At 59.2% G+C, this 18553-nt stretch carries 15 protein-coding genes; 8 read left to right on the top strand and 7 right to left on the bottom strand.

What is annotated here, in order from left to right; genetic code table 11:
• Positions 1–84 precede the first annotated feature (84 nt).
• Positions 85–2013 (top strand): acetyl-CoA hydrolase/transferase C-terminal domain-containing protein, encoded by a 1929-nt coding sequence (locus PSH88_RS00970; RefSeq protein WP_305424533.1) that lies wholly within the window; start codon positions 85–87, stop codon positions 2011–2013.
• A gap of 191 nt (positions 2014–2204) precedes the next feature.
• On the opposite strand, the gene PSH88_RS00965 is transcribed toward PSH88_RS00970, so the two are convergent.
• Both PSH88_RS00965 and rep read right to left on the bottom strand, forming a co-directional pair.
• The gene (locus PSH88_RS00965) at positions 2205–2777 is read right to left on the bottom strand and encodes a xanthine phosphoribosyltransferase (protein WP_020799401.1); all 573 of its coding nucleotides are present in this window, start codon (positions 2775–2777) and stop codon (positions 2205–2207) included.
• An 85-nt stretch (positions 2778–2862) separates the two neighbouring features.
• Positions 2863–4872 (bottom strand): DNA helicase Rep, encoded by a 2010-nt coding sequence (rep, locus tag PSH88_RS00960; RefSeq protein WP_305483453.1) that lies wholly within the window; start codon positions 4870–4872, stop codon positions 2863–2865.
• A gap of 263 nt (positions 4873–5135) precedes the next feature.
• On the opposite strand from rep, the gene PSH88_RS00955 reads away from it, so the two are divergent.
• The 3 genes from PSH88_RS00955 to PSH88_RS00945 all read left to right on the top strand — a co-directional run bounded on the left by PSH88_RS00955 (position 5136) and on the right by PSH88_RS00945 (position 8199).
• Positions 5136–6809 (top strand): putative bifunctional diguanylate cyclase/phosphodiesterase, encoded by a 1674-nt coding sequence (locus PSH88_RS00955; RefSeq protein ID WP_305424531.1) that lies wholly within the window; start codon positions 5136–5138, stop codon positions 6807–6809.
• Between the two features lie 476 nt (positions 6810–7285).
• Positions 7286–7612, top strand: coding sequence for an IS110 family transposase (locus PSH88_RS30665; protein ID WP_488803599.1), 327 nt, complete (start codon positions 7286–7288; stop codon positions 7610–7612).
• Positions 7549–8199, top strand: coding sequence for a transposase (locus tag PSH88_RS00945; RefSeq protein WP_305483452.1), 651 nt, complete (start codon positions 7549–7551; stop codon positions 8197–8199). The genes PSH88_RS30665 and PSH88_RS00945 overlap by 64 nt, the downstream gene beginning before the upstream one ends.
• 26 nt (positions 8200–8225) lie before the next feature.
• Here the strand turns inward: PSH88_RS00945 and PSH88_RS00940 are convergent, their stop codons facing one another.
• Positions 8226–9623 (bottom strand): NorM family multidrug efflux MATE transporter, encoded by a 1398-nt coding sequence (locus PSH88_RS00940; protein ID WP_305424529.1) that lies wholly within the window; start codon positions 9621–9623, stop codon positions 8226–8228.
• Between the two features lie 157 nt (positions 9624–9780).
• Between PSH88_RS00940 and PSH88_RS00935 the strand changes: the two genes are divergently transcribed.
• Together PSH88_RS00935 and PSH88_RS00930 are read left to right on the top strand one after the other, a co-directional pair.
• Positions 9781–10701, top strand: coding sequence for a LysR substrate-binding domain-containing protein (locus PSH88_RS00935; protein WP_305424528.1), 921 nt, complete (start codon positions 9781–9783; stop codon positions 10699–10701).
• Between the two features lie 185 nt (positions 10702–10886).
• The gene (locus PSH88_RS00930; protein ID WP_305424527.1) at positions 10887–12863 is read left to right on the top strand and encodes a methyl-accepting chemotaxis protein; all 1977 of its coding nucleotides are present in this window, start codon (positions 10887–10889) and stop codon (positions 12861–12863) included.
• Between the two features lie 195 nt (positions 12864–13058).
• Here PSH88_RS00930 and PSH88_RS00925 read toward each other — a convergent pair whose 3' ends face one another.
• Both PSH88_RS00925 and pyrE read right to left on the bottom strand, forming a co-directional pair.
• Positions 13059–13988 carry a transposase gene (locus PSH88_RS00925; protein ID WP_305421584.1) on the bottom strand — a complete coding sequence of 310 codons (930 nt, stop codon included), beginning with the start codon at positions 13986–13988 and terminating at the stop codon, positions 13059–13061.
• A gap of 306 nt (positions 13989–14294) precedes the next feature.
• Positions 14295–14939, bottom strand: coding sequence for an orotate phosphoribosyltransferase (pyrE, locus tag PSH88_RS00920; RefSeq protein ID WP_095633618.1), 645 nt, complete (start codon positions 14937–14939; stop codon positions 14295–14297).
• A gap of 82 nt (positions 14940–15021) precedes the next feature.
• On the opposite strand from pyrE, the gene crc reads away from it, so the two are divergent.
• On the top strand, positions 15022–15801 hold the full coding sequence (gene crc / locus PSH88_RS00915; RefSeq protein ID WP_305424524.1) for a catabolite repression control protein Crc: 780 nt from the start codon (positions 15022–15024) through the stop codon (positions 15799–15801).
• 152 nt (positions 15802–15953) lie between these two features.
• Complete coding sequence (locus tag PSH88_RS00910; protein ID WP_305483451.1) at positions 15954–17255, top strand: transposase; 1302 nt, start codon at positions 15954–15956, stop codon at positions 17253–17255.
• A gap of 110 nt (positions 17256–17365) precedes the next feature.
• On the opposite strand, the gene PSH88_RS00905 is transcribed toward PSH88_RS00910, so the two are convergent.
• Together PSH88_RS00905 and rph are read right to left on the bottom strand one after the other, a co-directional pair.
• Positions 17366–17734 carry a DUF4870 domain-containing protein gene (locus tag PSH88_RS00905; RefSeq protein ID WP_030132446.1) on the bottom strand — a complete coding sequence of 123 codons (369 nt, stop codon included), beginning with the start codon at positions 17732–17734 and terminating at the stop codon, positions 17366–17368.
• Positions 17735–17763: 29 nt separating this feature from the next.
• Positions 17764–18486 (bottom strand): ribonuclease PH, encoded by a 723-nt coding sequence (gene rph, locus PSH88_RS00900; protein WP_123720220.1) that lies wholly within the window; start codon positions 18484–18486, stop codon positions 17764–17766.
• Positions 18487–18553 lie beyond the last annotated feature (67 nt).

The following is an 18553-nucleotide window of genomic DNA, read 5'->3' as shown; positions in this document are numbered from 1 at the left end:
GATTTTTCCCCGAGGCTATTCTTTGCGGCAAAGACCCGGCAAGCTCGGTCCAGGCCCAATTCACGGAATGTAAGGGAGAATCGGATGGTGCAGCTGTGTTCTATCGAGCAAGCGGTCGATGATGTGTTGGCCCGGTTACCTGCGCATATCCACATGGGTCTGCCGCTTGGGCTGGGCAAGCCCAATCATTTCGTCAACGCGCTGTATCAACGGATCGCGCAACTGCCCGAGCGGCAACTGACGATTTACACCGCCCTGTGCCTCGGACGCCCGCCATTGGGCGATGGCTTGCAAAAGCGCTTCCTCGAACCCTTCATTGAGCGGGTGTTCGGCGATTATCCGGAGCTGGAGTTCCTCGCCGACCTGCATCGCGACAGCCTGCCCGCTAACATTCACGTCCATCAATTCTTCCTGCAGCCAGGCAGCCTGCTTAACAGCGCATCGGCCCAACAGGATTACGTCAGCAGCAATTACAGCCATGCCGCCCGGGACATCAATGCCGCTGGCTTGAACCTGGTCGCGCAACTGGTGGCCAGCCATGCCGAGCATCCCGATCGCCTGAGCCTGAGCCTGAGCTGCAACCCGGACATCACCCTCGACCTGTTTCCGATGATCGCCAAACGCCGCGCCGCGGGGGAAACGATCCTGCTGGTGGGGCAAGTGCACAACGAGTTGCCGTACATGCCGGGGGACGCGGAAATCGGCATCGACACCTTCGATCTGCTGATTGACGCGAAGGACAGCACCACGCTGTTTTCCACGCCGAACATGCCGGTGGGTTTCCAGGATCACTTCATCGGCCTGCACGCCAGCACGCTGGTGTGCGATGGCGGCACCTTGCAGATTGGCATCGGCGCCATGGGTGATGCCCTGACGGCAGCGTTGCTGGCGCGGCAAGCTGACAGTGACGGTTACAAGGCGTTGCTGGCAGATCTGAATCTCAGCCAGTGGGCGCAGTTGATTGAGCGTGAAGGAGGTATCGAACCGTTCGCCAAGGGCCTTTACGGTTGCAGCGAAATGTTCGTCAACGGCTTGCTGGTGTTGGCCGACGCCGGGATCGTGCGGCGCAAGGTCTACCCGGACGTGCCAACCCAGCAGCAGGCGAATGCCGGGACACTGGACGAGGCCGCGCAGACTGACGGCATTTCGGTGCATGGCGGGTTTTTCCTCGGGCCGCGAAGTTTCTATGAACGCCTGCGGGAGATGCCCCAAGGCAAACGGCTCGAATTCAACATGACCCGCATCAGCTACATCAACGAGCTCTACGGTCAGGAAGAACTCAAACGCTTGCAGCGCCTCGATGCGCGCTTCATCAACACAGTCTTCACCATGACCCTGCTCGGCGCCGGCGTGGCCGATCAACTCGAAGACGGACGGGTGCTGAGCGGTGTCGGCGGGCAATACAACTTTGTCGTCCAGGGCCATGCGCTGGAAGGCGCGCGTTCGATTCTGCTGCTGCGCAGTTGGCGTGAGTCGGGCGGTGAAGTCAGTTCGAACATTGTCTGGGAATACGGTCACTGCACGATCCCACGGCACCTGCGAGACATCGTCGTCACCGAGTACGGCATCGCCGATTTGCGCGGTAAGACTGACGCTGCGGTGATCGAAGCGTTGCTCAATATCAGCGACTCACGTTTCCAGTCGGGGCTGATCGAGCAGGCGCAGAGCGTTGGCAAGTTGCCGAAGCATTTCCGACTCGATCCGCGTTTCGCCGACAACAGCCCACAGCGTTTGCAGGCCATTCAGGCGCGGCATTCGAATCTGTTTCCGGAATATCCGCTGGGCTGTGATTTCACCGCTGAGGAACGGGACTTATTGCGGGCGCTGAACTGGTTGAAGAGCAAGTTCAAGCTCACGGAGATTCTGGAACTGGGCAAGGCTGCGCTGGATGCGCCAGCGGCTTCGGAGTTTCCGGTGCATCTGGAGCGGATGCAGCTGACGAAGCCGGAGGGGTTGAAAGAGGATTTGTTTCAGCGGTTACTACTGACCGGCCTCAAAGCCACCACTTTGTAACGGCCAGCGGAGACCAAATGTGTGCGGGCTTGCTCGCTCCCACACCGGTTTTGCGGTGTGGCGGTTGATCGTTCCCACGCTCTGCGTGGGAATGCAGCCCGGGACGCTCTGCGTCCCATTCGAAAGCCGGAACGCGGAGCGTCCCTTGAAGCATTCCCACGCGGAGCGTGGGAACGATCATTGCGGGAGGTTTATTCGATGAAGGTCACGACACCGCCAGCCAGCGACTGAACGCGAGCCAACGATTCAACCCGATAACCCTGGGCATCCAGTTCCGCACGACCGCCCTGAAACGATTTCTCGATCACAATACCCAAGCCTGCAACGGTCGCGCCGGCCTGTTTGATGATCGAGATCAGCGCTTGAGAGGCCTTACCGTTAGCCAGGAAGTCGTCGATGATCAATACGCGGTCGCTGCTGGTCAGGTGGCGCGGGGAGATCGCCACCGTGCTTTCGGTCTGCTTGGTGAACGAGTAAACGGTCGCCGACAGCAGGTTTTCAGTCAGGGTCAGGGACTGATGCTTGCGGGCAAAAATCACCGGTACGCCAAGGTTCAGGCCGGTCATGATTGCCGGGGCAATGCCCGAGGCTTCGATGGTGACGATCTTGGTGATGCCCGAGTCCTTGAACAGCGTGGCGAATTCGTCGCCGATCAGCTTCATCAGGGCCGGGTCGATCTGGTGGTTCAGAAAGGCGTCGACTTTCAGGACCTGGTCGGAAAGCACGATGCCTTCTTCGCGAATTTTCTTGTGCAGTGCTTCCATGAAGCTTTCCTCTACTGGCGCCGTGTGCGCCTAGCTTGTAAAAAGTGTTCGGTTAAAAAATGCATCGACTAAAAAGTGCTCAATTCTAGCGCTTTAACATCGCGCGTATATCCGCCAATGCGCTGTTGCCGCGAACCGCTTTGACTTCGGTCGGGGTGTCGTCGTTGCCTTCCCAGGCCAGGTCGTCCGGCGGCAGTTCATCGAGGAAGCGGCTGGGCGCGCAGTCGATGATCTCGCCGTATTGCTTACGCTTGGCGGCGAAGGTGAACGCCAGCGTCTGACGCGCCCGGGTAATCCCGACGTAGGCCAGGCGGCGTTCCTCTTCGATGGTGTCGGCTTCGATGCTGGAGCGGTGCGGGAGAATTTCCTCTTCCATGCCCATGATGAACACGTAGGGAAATTCGAGACCCTTGGAGGCGTGCAAGGTCATCATCTGCACGCCTTCGGCGCCGTCTTCCTCTTCTTGCTGACGCTCCAGCATGTCGCGCAGGACGAGTTTGCCGATGGCGTCCTCGACGGTCATCTCGCCTTCTTCGTCTTTCTCCAGCGTGTTCTTCAACGCCTCGATCAGGAACCAGACGTTACCCATGCGGTAATCGGCGGCCTTGTCGCTGGAGCTGTTGGTGCGCAGCCAGTTCTCGTAGTCGATGTCCATGACCATGCTGCGCAGGGCGGAGATCGGGTCTTCGCCGGCGCACTGCTCGCGGACCTTGTCCATGAAGCGCTTGAAGCGCGACAGGCGATCGGTGAAGCGGCTGTCCAGATGCTCGCCCAGGCCGATTTCATCGGTGGCGGCGTACATCGAGATTTTTCGCTCGGTGGCGTAGTTGCCCAGCTTCTCCAGCGTGGTCGAACCGATCTCCCGGCGTGGGACGTTGATCACCCGCAGGAAGGCGTTGTCGTCGTCCGGGTTCACGATCAGCCGGAAGTAGGCCATCAGGTCTTTCACTTCCTGACGTCCGAAAAAGCTGTTGCCGCCGGAAAGCCGGTAAGGCACCTGGTGATGCTGCAGCTTCAGCTCGATCAGCTTGGCCTGGTAGTTGCCGCGATACAGAATCGCGAAATCGCTGTAGGGGCGGTCGGTGCGCAAGTGCAGGCTGAGGATTTCCACGGCCACGCGTTCGGCTTCGGCGTCTTCGTTGCGGCAACGGATCACGCGGATTTCGTCGCCGTGGCCCATCTCACTCCACAGTTGTTTTTCGAACTCGTGCGGGTTGTTGGAGATCAGCACGTTGGCGCAACGGAGGATACGGCTGGTGGAGCGGTAGTTTTGCTCCAGCATCACCACTTTCAGGGACGGATAGTCGTCCTTGAGCAGCATCAGGTTTTCCGGGCGAGCGCCGCGCCAGGCGTAGATCGACTGGTCGTCGTCGCCCACCACGGTGAACTGGTTGCGTTTGCCGATCAGCAGTTTTACCAGCAAATACTGGCTGGCGTTGGTGTCCTGGTATTCGTCCACCAACAGGTAGCGGACCTTGTTCTGCCATTTTTCCAGGATATCGTCGTGTTCCTGGAACAGTTTTACCGGCAGCAGGATCAGGTCGTCGAAGTCCACCGCGTTGAACGCCTTGAGCGTGCGCTGGTAATGGGTGTAGACGATGGCGGCGGTCTGTTCTTTGGGATTGCGCGCGTTTTCCAGGGCTTCGGGCGGCAGGATCAGGTCGTTTTTCCACGAGCCGATCATGTTCTTGATCTCGTCGACGCCGTCGTCGCCCGAGTATTCCTTCTGCATGATGTCGGTCATCAGGGCTTTTACATCGGTCTCGTCGAAGATCGAGAAGCCCGGTTTGTATCCCAGCCGCACATGTTCCTTGCGGATGATGTTCAGGCCCAGGTTGTGGAAGGTACAGACCGTCAGGCCGCGGCCTTCGCCGCCCTTGAGCAGCGTGCCGACCCGTTCCTTCATCTCCCGCGCGGCCTTGTTGGTAAAGGTCATGGCGACGATGTACTGGGCGCGGATGCCGCAGCTCTGGATCAGATGCGCAATTTTGCGGGTGATCACGCTGGTCTTGCCGGAGCCTGCGCCGGCGAGCACCAAAAGAGGGCCGCCGACGTAGCTCACGGCTTCTTGCTGCCGGGGATTGAGTCGGGACATACGAAATCAGGGAGTCATTAGCGAAATGGGCCGGCATTTTAACAGGCTCAGCGAATTGTGCTGCTCTCTCCGACTTGTGACGCAACACGCTATCTCTATTTGCCGGTTTTGCTACTTTCACGCAGGATGCGTAGTGAATTTGCGTCTAATGTTCGTATTCAAGACACAAAAGCCGTGTTTGATAACCGATGTCATTTGGTCATTGGTTATCTGCGCGGCATAATGCCCGCCGCCTACATCTTTGCAGAGTCTAGGGAGCTAGCTTGTCTACGCCTGTCGAACCCTTGCGTTTGCTGCTACTGGCTGAAGAGCCGGCGTGGGCAGCGTTGTTGCGCGAGTGTCTGGCTCCGATGGGGAGTTCGGCTGTGCTGCTCAGCGCGCCGAGCTGGGAGTCAGTCAGCAACCTGTTCGATGACAACCGCAGTGCGGTGTTGTTGACGATTCCTGCTCTGCAACCGGCGCCCGGCCGTTGCACTCTGCCGACGGTGTTGCTGCTCGAACACGAGCCGCTGGCGCCGCCCGATGGGGTGAGCGACTGGCTGGTGCGCAATTTGCTGGATCCCGGCATGTTGCGCCGCTGTCTGCGTCATGTGCGCGAGCGCGGCGTGCTGGAAAACACCTTGCAGCGCCTGGCCGAGCAGGACCCGTTGACCGGCATCGCCAACCGTCAGGGTTTCCAGACCTTGCTGGCGGCGCGTCTGGCGGAAAGCGACGGCCGCGGCCTGGCCCTCGGTCACCTCGACCTCGACAACTTTCGACACGCCAACGACGCCCTCGGCCATCAGGCCGGCGACCGGTTGATCCTGCAGGTGGTCTCACGGCTGAAAAGCCAGCTGGAGGCCAGCGATCAACTGGCGCGGCTGGGCAGCGATGAATTCGCCCTGCTGATCGACACCCGCCGCGCCCCTCAGCGCGCCGAATGGATGGCCGAACGCATTACTGAAGCCCTGTCCGAACCCTATTGGATCGATGGCGAAAGCCTGTTGATTGGTTCCAGCCTTGGCATCGCTCACGCACGAGCGCAGGCCGGTGCCGACCCGTTGATGTGGCACGCGCACATCGCCATGCAGCAGGCCAAGAGCACTCAAGGCTGCACCTTTCACATCTTCAACGAACGAATCAATCGCAATGCCCGTAGCATCGCCGACCTCGAAAGCGAGCTGCGCCGGGCCTTGCGCCGCGATGAGCTGGAATTGCATTACCAGCCACGCCTGAACCTTGAGGACGGCCAGATCGTTGGCCTCGAAGCCTTGGTGCGCTGGCGTCATGGCGAACGCGGTTTGCTGCCCCCCAGCGAATTCGTGCCGCTGGCCGAGCAAAGCGGCTTGATCGTGCCGCTGGGTTACTGGGTGATTTCCCGGGCTCTGCGAGACATGCAAGCGCTGCGCGAACGAGGTCTGCCGGCGCTGCACATGGCGATCAACCTGTCGTTCCGGCAGTTTCAGGACAGCCAGTTGCTGTCGACCCTGAGCCGGCTGATTGCCGAGCGTGGCGTCGAGGCGCAATGGCTGGAATTCGAACTGACCGAAACCGCAGTGATGCGTCGCAGCGATCTGGTCAAGCAGACCATGGACGCCCTCGGGCGTTTGGGTGTGCGCTTTTCGCTGGACGATTTCGGCACCGGGTTCTCTTCGTTTGTGCACCTCAACAGCCTGCCGATTGCGTTGTTGAAGGTCGACAAGAGCTTTGTCGGCGGCATGGAAGAGCGGGAAGAGAATCGCAAACTGGTGCACGCGATGATCAACCTGGCGCACAACCTCAACCTCGAGGTGGTTGCCGAAGGTGTGGAAACACCGGAGCAGCTGGATTTGTTGCGCGGGTTTGGTTGTGACCAAGTGCAGGGGTATCTGATCAGCAAGCCGTTGCCGTTGGCGGAGTTGGTTGAGTACTTGACGTTCGGCAGCAACCAGCAGCCTGCACTGGAAGTCGTGAGCTAACCACAAACAACTGTGGGTGCTTTTGTGGCGAGGGAGCTTGCTTCCGCTCGGCTGCGAAGCAGTCGCAAAGCTTTTGGGGCCGCTTCGCGACCCAGCGGGAGCAAGCTCCCTCGCCACACAGCCTCGCTCCTTGTATGTTGGCCGAACACCCGGCGAGAGCAGCTAAGCTCCTCGGTGTTGTCTCAAAGATGTGTTTCTGGGGGAGGCCGATCGCTCCTGAAGGCAGGATTTGCTCCTGACCTTGTCTGTAGAGAGGCCCCCCCGCCTCATTGCCCACCACGAAGAGTATCGAGAAGCCGACAAGTCGGACTTCGCATTACAAGGTTGCAGTGGCATGAAGTTCGAGGTCGGGGGAACCAGGAGCCATCTTCACCCAGTTTCCTTGGAGTGGAAAGCATGAGTGTACACGTCGGATTGGATGTTGGTTCTCGCACCACAGCAATGGGATGGCGTGACAAAGGCCGTGCAGCTGGCTCGTGGGATATCGCTCAAACGCCCAAGGGGCGCAAGGCTGCCGTGAAAAAGCTGATAGCACTCAAACCGCTTTCTGTGGTCATGGAAGCCACCGGGATTTATTACCTGATCTGGCCCTGGAGTTAAGCACTGCAGGCTTGCCGGTTTCTGTGATCAACCCGAAAAGCTCCCGCAATTTTGCAAGACTGATGCTTCAACACAGTAAAACGGACGCCATCGACGCCCAGTTGCTAGCGGAGTACGGCGAACGCATGACGCCTCGCTTGTGGACTCCTCCAAGCCCGCCCAGCTTGAGTTGCGTGCCATTGGCCGGCATATCAACCGTCTGACCTGCCACTGCACCCGAGCGAAGAATGAGCTGCATGCCCTTCAAGCGACCGAAACAACTTCAGCGATGCTGATTGAGGATGAGGAGAAGAAGCTATTGCGATGTTCGGCAGGCGCATCGAACGGTTTAGGCGAGCCGGGCGAGACATCATCGCTAGCTGTCCAATTTGCAGGAGCAGTTGATCACATGGTGGCTGCACCCGGAATGGGTGAGGTCTCGACATTTGCAGTGCTGGCTGAACTGACGACCCTGCCAGTGACACTCAAATCCCCGCAGATCAGTCGTTATGCAGGGCTGGACGTGCGACTGACCCAGTCTGGAACGAGCATCGACAAACCCGGGCGCCTGAGCAAGGGTGGCAACGCCTACCTGCGCTCGGCGATGTTCATGCCTGCCATGTCAGCGATCCGTTGCGATCCTTATGTGAAGGCTTTTTACGACGTGCTAGTCGGTCGTGGAAAACGAAAAATGCAGGCCATCTGCGCGGTTATGCGCAAATACCTGACAGGCTTGTGGGCCTGCATACGTGCTGGAGAGGATTTCGATACGGCCAAGCTTTTCAGCGAAAAACATCTGCTAAAAGCTTGACCGTGAACAGAGTATCTACAGGGATCTCAGTCAGGCTGAGCGACCTGGAAATTCTGCTCTGACGCCGGCTCACGCCGAATCATCCGCTTCATCTTCCACTCAAACGCCAGCGTCAGACTCACCGCTGCACACGCCAGCCCCAGCGCCAGGCCCCACCAGACCCCCGTCGGCCCCCAATCCAAATGGAAGGCCATCCACCAAGCGGCCGGTGCACCGATCAACCAGTAGCAACCCAAACCCACCAGGAACGTGGTCTTGGCATCCTTGAGCCCGCGGATGCAGCCCATGGCGATGGTTTGCGTGCCGTCGAACAGCTCGAACCACGCCGCCACCGCCAGCAAGCTCACGGCCAGGTTGATGACTTCGCGGAACGCCGGGTCGTTGTGGTCCAGGAACAAGCCGATCAACTGATTCGGCAACAGCCAGAAGACCATGGCAAACCCCAGCATCGACGCAGCGCCGAAGGCGATCCCGACCCGTCCGGCCCGACGTGCATCGAGCAATTGCCCGGCGCCGTAATGCTGGCCGATGCGCATGGTGATTGCGTAGGAAAGCCCTGCTGGAATCATGAACGCCACCGAGACGATTTGCAGGGCGATCTGGTGCGCCGCCAGTTGCGTACTGCCCATGGTGCCCATGCACAGCGCGGCGAAGGCAAACAGACCGACTTCCACCGCATAGGTCCCGCCAATCGGCAGGCCCAGGCGCCACAATTCCTTCAAATACTGACGGTTGGGCTGCGACAGACCCTGACGCAACGGATAGGCGTCGTAGGCCGGATGCCGACGAATATGCAACGCGAGCGCCAGTGCCATGAGGTTGGCCACGATCGCCGTGACCAGACCGATGCCCACGAGGCCCATTTTCGGCAGACCGAACAGGCCGGTGATCAACGCATAGTTGAGCAGGAAGTTGGCCACGGTGCCGGCGAGGCTGATGACCATCACCGGCGTCGCCCGGCCGATGGCGCTGGTGAAGCCGCGCAGCGCCATGAAGCTCAGGTAGCCGGGCAGGGCGAACGGCAGGATCAACAGAAACTGGCCGGCAGCCAGGACGTTGGTTTCGGTCTGGCCGAACAGCAGCAACACCGGTTTCAGGTTCCACAGCAACAAACCCGCCACCAGCGCCATCAACCAGGCCAGCCACAACCCGGCCTGGGTCAGCCGCGCCGCGCCAATGATATCGCCCGCGCCCTGACGGATCGCCACCAGGGTGCCGACGGCGGCGATCACGCCGATGCAGAAAATCGACACGAACGAATACGTCGCTGCGCCCAGACCGCCGCCGGCCAGTGCTTCGGGGCTCAGGCGCGCCATCATCAACGTGTCGGTGAGGACCATCAACATGTGCGCCAACTGCGAGGCTATCAACGGCCCCGCCAGCCGCAGGATGGCCCAGAGTTCAATACGCGCTGGATGCTGCATGGTCATCACGCTCGAGTGTCAGAGAGAACAGGAAGCGTCGATTCTCGGCGCTCTGCGGGGTTTTCACAAAGGGATAAAAAGGATGGGTGGCATGATTAAAACTCATGCTGTGGAGTTTCTGATAAGTTGGTGCAATCGCGTTATAGGAGCTTTCCTGATGTCTCGTCGTCTTCCTCCCTTGTATGCCCTTCGAGCATTCGAAGCGGCGGCGCGGCATAGCTCGTTTACCCGCGCCGCCGAAGAACTGTCGATCACGCAAAGTGCGGTCAGTCGGCACATTCGTACGCTCGAAGAGCATTTCGCCTGTCGGCTGTTTCATCGCAGCGGGCGCAATCTGCAACTGACCGAATCGGCGCGGCTGATCCTGCCGGGCATTCGCGAAGGCTTCACCGCCCTTGAGCGGGCCTGCAATACCTTGCGCGCCGAGGACGACATCCTGCGCATGAAAGCCCCGTCGACCCTGACCATGCGTTGGCTGTTGGCGCGGCTCAGTCGTTTTCGCCACCTGCGGCCGGGGAACGAGGTGCAACTGACCAGCGCCTGGATGGACATCGATACGGTGGACTTCAACCACGAACCCTTCGACTGCGCCGTCATCCTCAGCAACGGGCATTTTCCACCGGACTGGGAGGCGACTTTGCTGTTCCCCGAAGAGCTGATTCCGGTGGGCGCGCCGAATCTTCTGAAGGACCAACCGTGGGACGTTACGCGCCTGGCCAGCACCGAGCTGCTGCACCCGACGCCGGACCGTCGTGACTGGCGCAACTGGCTGGAGCGCATGGGCCTGACCGATCAAGTCTCGCTCAAGGGCGGGCAGGTGTTCGACACGCTGGAGCTGGGCATGATCGCCGCTGCCCGAGGTTACGGCGTGTCCATGGGCGACTTGCTGATGGTGGCGGAGGACGTTGCGCAGGGACGTCTGAGTTTGCCGTGGCCGACGGCCGTCGCCAGTGGTGAGCATTATTACCTGGTCTGGCCGAAAACCCGCCCCGGCGGTGAGCGTTTGCGCCGGCTCAGCGATTTCCTGCAAGGCGAAGTCCGGGCCATGGAATTACCGGATGTCGAACGCCTGGGCTGAATCGATGGAGCCGCCGCAATGGCGGCCTTGAGCCATATCCCCGTTAATTACTCAAGTATTCAGCTTTGCCGCCGAAAATCTGCTGATGGCACCGTCGTGCAGGTTCCATGTTTTCCCCACAATCAGAAATTTTGCCGAGTGTGCGATGCGATCAAAATGATCCGGCCACTGGGTCAGGAGCTGTCATGTCTCAACCTCGTGCTCGGATTGCTTCACAGCTGGGTCTTGCGCTTGCCGTGATTCTGGCGATTGTCATCAGTGGCAGTACAGTGTTTGCGTTGCGCTCGCTTGACTCGGCCAACCTCGCCACTCGCGAAGAACACTTGGCCAGCGAGGCCCGCTTGCTTGCCGATCAGCTGAGCACCTTTCACGGCACTTTGCGTGAAAGCACCCAGCGCCTGGCCGGCCTGTTCGAGAAGCGCTTCAGCGCCGGTTTGAGCGTGCATCCGGATGAGCCGGTGACCGTGGCGGGTGTGCAGACACCGGGCCTGCACTTGGGCAGTGAAGTGTTGAACAACAACTTCGCGGAAGTCGACGAGTTCAAGCAGATGACCGCAGGCGTCGCGACCGTGTTCGTGCGCAGTGGTGAGGAGTTCATTCGGGTCAGCACGAATGTCAGCAAACAAGATGGCAGCCGTGCCATCGGCACTCAGCTCGACCACGCGAACCCGGCTTACGCCCGTTTGATGGCGGGGCAGAGCTACGTGGGTCGAGCGTTGCTTTTCGAACGCTTCTACATGTCGCAGTACACCCCCGTACGCGACAGCAGCGGTAAGATCATTGCCGTGCTGTACGTAGGATTCGATTACACCGACGCGCAGAACGCGCAGTTCGCCAACCTCAAACGCTTCCGCATCGGCCAGACCGGCTCCCTGGCGTTGCTGGATGAACAAGGCAAATGGCTGGTGCCGATTGCCGGTGTGCAAGCGCTGGATCAGGCGGCCCCGAGCATCGTCGGTCTGGCCAAGACACCGGGCAAAGGCGAGTTCTGGAGCGACAAGTCGCAAGACTTTTACAGTGTTGCCGTGCCGTTCGAAGGCGGGCCGTGGTCGGTGGTGGCGAGCATGCCGAAAACCGAAATCCGCGCCGTGACCTGGAGCGTCGGCATTCAATTGGCGATCGGCAGTCTGCTGGCGATGTTGCTGGCAGTCGGTGCGGCGGTCTGGTTGCTGCGCAGCAAACTGGCGCCACTGGGTGACCTGGTACGCCAGGCCGAAGCCTTGGGCGCTGGTGATTTGAGTGTTCGCCTGAACGTGTCGAGCAATGACGAAATCGGCCAACTTGCCCGTGCCTTCAACCAGATGAGCCAGGCGCTGTCGACCATGGTCGAGCACATCCGTAAAGCCTCGGGAGAGGTCAACAGTCGGGCTCAGGCGTTGTCCGGTTTGTCTGGTGGCGCCTATGAAGGGATGGAGCAGCAGTCCGGCGAAATCACCAGCATGGCCGGCGCCGTGGAAGAATTCAGCGCTACTTCGCTGAACATCGCTGACAACATGGGCAACACCCAGCGTCTGGCGCAGGAAAACGCACAGCAAACCCAGATCGGTCGTACGTCGATGGACGAAGCGTCCTCGTCCTTGGAGCAAATCGCCGGTGCACTGAACAGCACCGCAACGGTGATCAATACCTTGGGGCAGCGCTCCCAGGAAATCGGCGGCATTGTCGGGGTGATTACCGCGATCGCCGAGCAAACCAACCTGCTGGCGCTCAACGCCGCCATCGAAGCCGCCCGCGCCGGTGAGCAGGGGCGTGGGTTTGCGGTGGTGGCCGATGAGGTGCGCAACCTGGCCTCACGTACTCGCCAAGCCACCGACGAAATTTCCGGGATGATCCAAAGCATCCAGCAGGAAACCGGCAACGCCATCAGCACCATGGAGCAGGGCAACGTGCTGATGCAGGAAGGCCTGTCGCGCAACGCCAACGTCGCTTCGGCGCTGGCGCGGATCGATGAACAAAGCCGCTCGGCTGGTCAGCAATTCGCGGCGATCACCACCGCGACCCAAGAGCAAAGCAGCACCGCGACCTTGCTCAGCAGCAATCTGCAAAGCATTGCTTTGGCGAACAGTGAGCAGCGCGAAGTGGTGTCGAACCTGGCTGTGACTGCCAAAGAGCTGGAGAAGCTGGCGGCGGATTTGCGGCAGGAGGTTGATCGGTTTCGCTGAGGCGTTGCCGAAATCGCCTTCGCGAGCAAGCCCGCTCCCACAGTAGATCTGCGGTGAACACAGTTATGTGTGAACACCCGAGATTAAATGTGGGAGCAACTGTCTTGATGTCTTTTATTTTGAAGTTTGATCAAAGGGCAGCCGAACTTCCACAGTCTCAAACCATGTGATTTCCCAAATGAGCAAGCAGTCTGTTTAGGCTGCCTGCTCTCTCCACTCAGTTTGGTCACGGATCATCGCGTTCAGCCTTATCAACAACACCCGCATGCAGGCGATCAGCGCCACTTTCGCGCATTTACCTCTCAGGCGAAGCGCGTCATATCGGGCTTTGAACTCGGGTTGTCGCAAAATCACAGCCCAACTGGCCATGTACATCGCACGTCGCACGGCAAATCGGCCACCGCTTATATGACGAGGCCCTTCGTGGTTGCCGCTGTCGTCGTTGTAAGGGGCGATCCCTGCCAGTGCTGCGATCTCGTGCCGTCCAACCTCTCCCAGCTCAGGCAGGTAGGCCATGATGCTGGCTGCGGTCACGAGCCCTAGTCCCTTAACCGAGCGCAAGCGGGCAATTTTTTCACTGTCCAGGTCTTTGGCGCTTTGGCAGATCAGCTGTTCTATCGACTTTATTGCCTGATCTAAATAGTCGATATGGCTTTGCAACAAGGGTTTTATCGAGTCGACAGAAGCCGTTTTGATACGCCGCCTGTCGTCACTTTGCTGCTGAACAAAGTTTTCGCGTTGCTGTACCAGCGCACGCAAATTGTCCTGTTCGGCGCTGGTGATACGGCTATCGGCGTCCTTTATAATCGTTGCAAATTCGGCGAGAAGCCGCGCATCTATCGCGTCTGTTTTAGCGCGATAACCCATTGCCTTGGCAAAATCTTTCGCCCGACGAGGATTGATTCGTAAGACGTCAAAGCCGCCCCTTTGAAGCACCTTCATGGGCCCCCGCTCGTAGCCACCGGTGGCTTCCAGTAACACGCGGGTGACTTCGAAGCCTTTTAACCAATCAATCAGCACCGGGAAACCACTGGCGCTGTTCGGAAAACTCGCACCAATGCCTTGCGAATTAATCCAGACTTCCAGACTGTCTTTGGAAACATCAATGCCTGCGCAGGAAAACATGGCTAAACCCTCTTACACTCATAAATGAGAGCGCTCTGGTTGGGCTCCACGCTTGTAATGTTCGAGGTCGGCTCGTTCAACTGTTCGGGCTCAATAACCAGAGTGGAGAGGTGAATGGCAGCATGGGCTCCCACACGTGCTGCTAGCACTCCGGGCGTTCAGCTTGCCACTCACCGCTCTCATCTTCAGTCTAAGTCCTGCGCAAGACACAAGCGGGCTTGCTCGCGAAAGCGGTGTATCAGGCGACATCAATGCTGATTGTGTCGCCGCCTTCGCGAGCAAGCCCGCTCCCACAGGGAATTGGCGTCAGACGCCGAACTGGGCGCGGTACGCTTCTACGGCAGGCAAATGCTGCTTGAGCTGCGGATCATCCGCCAGGAACTCGAGCACCTGATTCAACGAAACGATGCTGATCACCGGGATGCCGAAGTCACGCTCCACTTCCTGGATGGCCGACAATTCGCCGTTGCCACGCTCCTGACGGTTCAGGGCGATCAACACGCCCGCGGCCTTGGCGCCCTCCTGGGAAGCGATGATCTGCATCACCTCGCGGATCGCCGTGCCTGCGGTGATCACGTCGTCGATGATCAGCACGTCGCCGGTCAATGGCGCGCCGACCAGACTGCCGCCTTCGCCGTGGGCCTTGGCTTCCTTACGGTTGAAGCACCAAGGCAGATCACGACCATGATGTTCGGCCAGCGCCACGGCGGTAGTCGCCGCCAACGGGATGCCTTTGTAAGCCGGGCCGAACAGTACGTCGAACGAAATACCGCTCTCGACGATGGCCGCCGCGTAGAAACGCCCCAGCTGCGCCAGGGCAGAACCCGAGTTGAACAGGCCGGCATTGAAGAAGTAAGGACTGGTGCGCCCGGACTTCAGGGTGAACTCACCGAAGCGCAAAACGCCACGATCAATGGCAAAACGAATGAAGTCGCGCTGATACGCTTGCATGAAAAAAACCCCAAATACCACGGATTTAGCTAATTAGGTAGACGCCGTGTATCATACCCGCACGCGATTTTTGGGGCCACTTATGCGGATCATCAGTGTGAACGTCAATGGGATTCAGGCTGCAGTCGAGCGTGGTTTGCTCAGTTGGCTGCAAGCACAGAATGCCGACGTCATCTGCCTGCAGGACACCCGCGCCTCCGCCTTTGAACTGGACGATCCAGCCTTCCAACTGGATGGCTACTTCCTTTATGCCTGCGAAGCTGAAGTTCCCGCCCAAGGTGGCGTGGCTTTGTACTCGCGGTTGCAACCGAAGGCAGTCATCAGCGGTCTCGGCTTCGAGACGGCCGACCGCTACGGGCGTTACCTGCAAGCCGATTTCGACAAGGTCAGCATCGCGACCTTGCTGCTCCCTTCGGGGCAGAACGGCGATGAAGACTTGAACCAGAAGTTCAAGCTAATGGACGATTTCGGCCGTTATCTGGATAAACAGCGGCGCAAACGTCGCGAGTACATTTATTGTGGCTCGCTGTACGTGGCGCAACAGAAGCTGGATATCAAGAACTGGCGCGACAGCCAGCAATCCCCGGGCTTCCTGGCGCCTGAACGTGCCTGGATGGACGAGATTGTCGGCAACATGGGTTATGTCGATGCCCTGCGCGAAGTCAGCCGTGAAGGCGACCAGTACAGCTGGTGGCCGGACAACGAACAGGCCGAAATGCTCAACCTGGGCTGGCGTTTCGACTACCAGTTGCTGACCCCAGGCCTGCGCCGCTTCGTACGCAGCGCACGCCTGCCGCGTCAGCCACGATTCTCGCAGCATGCGCCGCTGATCGTGGACTACGACTGGACGCTGACGATCTAAGCGTGTTTTCGCAGATGCAAAAAAGCCGACATCACTGTCGGCTTTTTTGTGGGTGATGATTTACTTTCTGTGGGAGCGGGCTTGCCCGCGATGAGCATAGGTATCTACACATCTCCCGATCCTGGTCTATAAAGGGACGGCATGGATATCAAATGACCGGGCTAGATGCCCGACTGACAAAACGATACGACGAGTTGGTCATGGGACACAGTAATGGACTACCGGCGCTGGCCGCCGGGATGAAAGCCTTGCCGCGAAGCGACAAGGCTTTTGCACAGACGCAAGCCCTTTGGCGATTTTTGAGCAATGACCGGGTTCGGCCCGTTGACCTGGTTAAACCGCTGCTGGCGTTAGCCCACGAGGGTTGTCGGGATGACTGTGATGATTACGCGCTGGTCATGCACGATTGGTCTCGGCTCAATTACATGCACCACCACAGCAAGGCTGATCGCCTGCAAATGACCCACCGAGGCGATATCGGGTACGAACTGCAAAGCAGCCTGCTAGTCACCGACCGTGACGGTGCACCGATCTGTACTCCCGCTCAAAATCTGGCGACCAGGGACGGCGTGCTCAGCACGCGAGCCGAAGAAGTGCTGGTCCCTGAGAAGCATCTGCATGAACTGACACAACGTATCACTTGGCTGGAACAGCAGAATTTTGCCAAGCCGCTTGTCCATATCGTGGATCGAGAGGCTGATTCGGTCGCTCACCTGAGGCAATGGCAGGCCGAGGGTCGGCAATGGCTGGTGCGAGTCAAGGCCGGTTCCACGGCCAGTCATGCAGGTCAATCGAGGGCCCTGAGTCAAATTGCTCGCGAGATGACCTACCGCAAAACTCGCAAGGTGGACTACAAAGGAAAACCGGCCATTCAATGGGTGGGAGAAACCGCCGTCGTGCTGACTCGCCAAGCCCAGCCTTTCACCAAAGACAGGGCCGACCGCAAGACGCTGCGCAAGTCTGGTGAGCCGTTGCCGGCCCGGCTCGTCGTGAGCCGAATACTGGGAGCCGATGGTCACCTGCTGGCCGAATGGTATTTGCTGAGCAACCTTGAGCAAGAGGTCGCAGATGAACGATTGGCGCTCTGGTATTACTGGCGCTGGCGTATCGAGTCCTACTTCAAACTGCTTAAAGGGGGTGGGCATCAGCTGGAAAACTGGCAGCAAGAGAGCGGTGAAGCGGTGTTCAAACGGCTGTTGATCGCCAGTCAGGCATGTGCTGTCAGTTGGCGTCTGATGCGGGCTAAGGGGGAGTTTGCTGAGCAAACACGGGATTTTTTGGTCCGTCTGTCTGGTCGACAGATGAAGCGCTCGCAGCCGGTGACGGCTTCCGCGCTGCTGGCCGGTTTATACATGCTTTTGGCCATGTGCGAGACATTGGAACAATACACGCCCCAGGAACTGGCGGGTTTTGCTAAAGAGGCCATCGGCTGGGTGGCCAGCCGAAGACTTTAGAGATGTGTAGATACCTATGCCGCGATGAGGCCGTCACAGTCAACAGATGTGTTGCCTGCCAGATCGCTATCGCGGGCAAGCCCGCTCCCACAGGAAATCTTTGCTGGCTATTATTTGATCAGCCGCCAGGTGAACGGATACCGGTAAGGGAACCCTTCATTGGCTTTCACGCCGGCGATGATCGTCAACACCAGCGCACCGATCGCGACCAGACCAAACAGGAAAAACCCGATGATCACCACCATCAGCAAAAAGCAGATGGCCGAAGCAATGGCGACGGTGATCTGAAAGTTCAACGCCTCCTTGCCTTGCGCATCGATGAACGGGTCTGACTCGCGCTTCATCTGCCAGAGAATCAGCGGCCCGATCAGCGTACCGAACGGCAGCCAGATCCCCAGCAAGGCGGACAGGTGACAAAACATCGCCCACTGACGAACCTCTCGACTCGGTGTGGGTAGCGGCAGTTGCTCGTCACTCATTACGTCCTCCTTGCGTGGAGCAGATCCGATCAGTCGGCCAGTGCAGCCTTCTGCAGTTCGAAAATCTCGTTCATGCCTTTCTTCGCCAGCGCCAGCATCGCGTTCAGCTCTTCCGGCTGGAACGGCGCGCCTTCGGCAGTGCCCTGAACTTCGATGAAGCCGCCGGTGCTGGTCATCACCACGTTGAGGTCAGTCTCGGCAGCCGAATCTTCCAGGTAGTCGAGGTCAAGCACGGGCTCGCCTTGGTACATGCCCACCGAAACGGCAGCGATCATTTGCTTGAGCGGGTCGCCACCTTTCAGGCCGCCGCGCTTCTTGATCACTTTCAAGGCGTCGATCAGTGCAACCATGGCACCGGTGATGGACGCGGTGCGGGTGCCGCCGTCAGCCTGGATCACGTCGCAGTCGACGTACAGGGTGACGTCGCCCAGCTTGGTCATGTCCAGCGCAGCGCGCAGGGAACGACCGATCAAACGCTGGATTTCCAGAGTACGGCCGCCTTGCTTGCCGCGGCTCGCTTCACGCTGGTTACGCTCGCCAGTGGCGCGCGGCAGCATGCCGTATTCAGCGGTCAACCAGCCTTGGCCCTGACCTTTGAGGAAACGCGGCACACCATTCTCGACACTGACGGTGCAGATGACTTTGGTATCACCGAACTCGACCAGCACAGAACCCTCGGCGTGTTTGGTGTAGTTGCGGGTAATGCGGATCGAGCGGAGCTGATCGGCAGCGCGACCACTTGGACGTTTCATAGGGATTACCTGTACGGGGGACGGAAAACTGCCGAGCATTATAGAGCCGTGGGCCGCCAGTGGGCAC

The organism is Pseudomonas wuhanensis (genome assembly GCF_030687395.1).
Lineage (GTDB): Bacteria > Pseudomonadota > Gammaproteobacteria > Pseudomonadales > Pseudomonadaceae > Aquipseudomonas > Aquipseudomonas wuhanensis.
Note: the sequence above shows the minus strand (reverse complement) of the source record. Positions and strands in the feature narration are given on the sequence as shown.

Bases quoted from the DNA above. Each gene is read 5' to 3' on its own strand.
- rep (WP_305483453.1), bottom strand. From the start codon at position 4,872: ATGTCCCGACTCAATCCCCGGCAGCAAGAAGCCGTGAGCTACGTCGGC.
- PSH88_RS00930 (WP_305424527.1), top strand. From the start codon at position 10,887: ATGTCTCAACCTCGTGCTCGGATTGCTTCACAGCTGGGTCTTGCGCTT.
- PSH88_RS00965 (WP_020799401.1), bottom strand. From the start codon at position 2,777: ATGGAAGCACTGCACAAGAAAATTCGCGAAGAAGGCATCGTGCTTTCC.
- PSH88_RS00910 (WP_305483451.1), top strand. From the start codon at position 15,954: ATGACCGGGCTAGATGCCCGACTGACAAAACGATACGACGAGTTGGTC.
- pyrE (WP_095633618.1), bottom strand. From the start codon at position 14,939: ATGCAAGCGTATCAGCGCGACTTCATTCGTTTTGCCATTGATCGTGGC.
- PSH88_RS00940 (WP_305424529.1), bottom strand. From the start codon at position 9,623: ATGCAGCATCCAGCGCGTATTGAACTCTGGGCCATCCTGCGGCTGGCG.
- PSH88_RS00935 (WP_305424528.1), top strand. From the start codon at position 9,781: ATGTCTCGTCGTCTTCCTCCCTTGTATGCCCTTCGAGCATTCGAAGCG.
- PSH88_RS00925 (WP_305421584.1), bottom strand. From the start codon at position 13,988: ATGTTTTCCTGCGCAGGCATTGATGTTTCCAAAGACAGTCTGGAAGTC.
- PSH88_RS00905 (WP_030132446.1), bottom strand. From the start codon at position 17,734: ATGAGTGACGAGCAACTGCCGCTACCCACACCGAGTCGAGAGGTTCGT.
- PSH88_RS00970 (WP_305424533.1), top strand. From the start codon at position 85: ATGGTGCAGCTGTGTTCTATCGAGCAAGCGGTCGATGATGTGTTGGCC.
- rph (WP_123720220.1), bottom strand. From the start codon at position 18,486: ATGAAACGTCCAAGTGGTCGCGCTGCCGATCAGCTCCGCTCGATCCGC.
- crc (WP_305424524.1), top strand. From the start codon at position 15,022: ATGCGGATCATCAGTGTGAACGTCAATGGGATTCAGGCTGCAGTCGAG.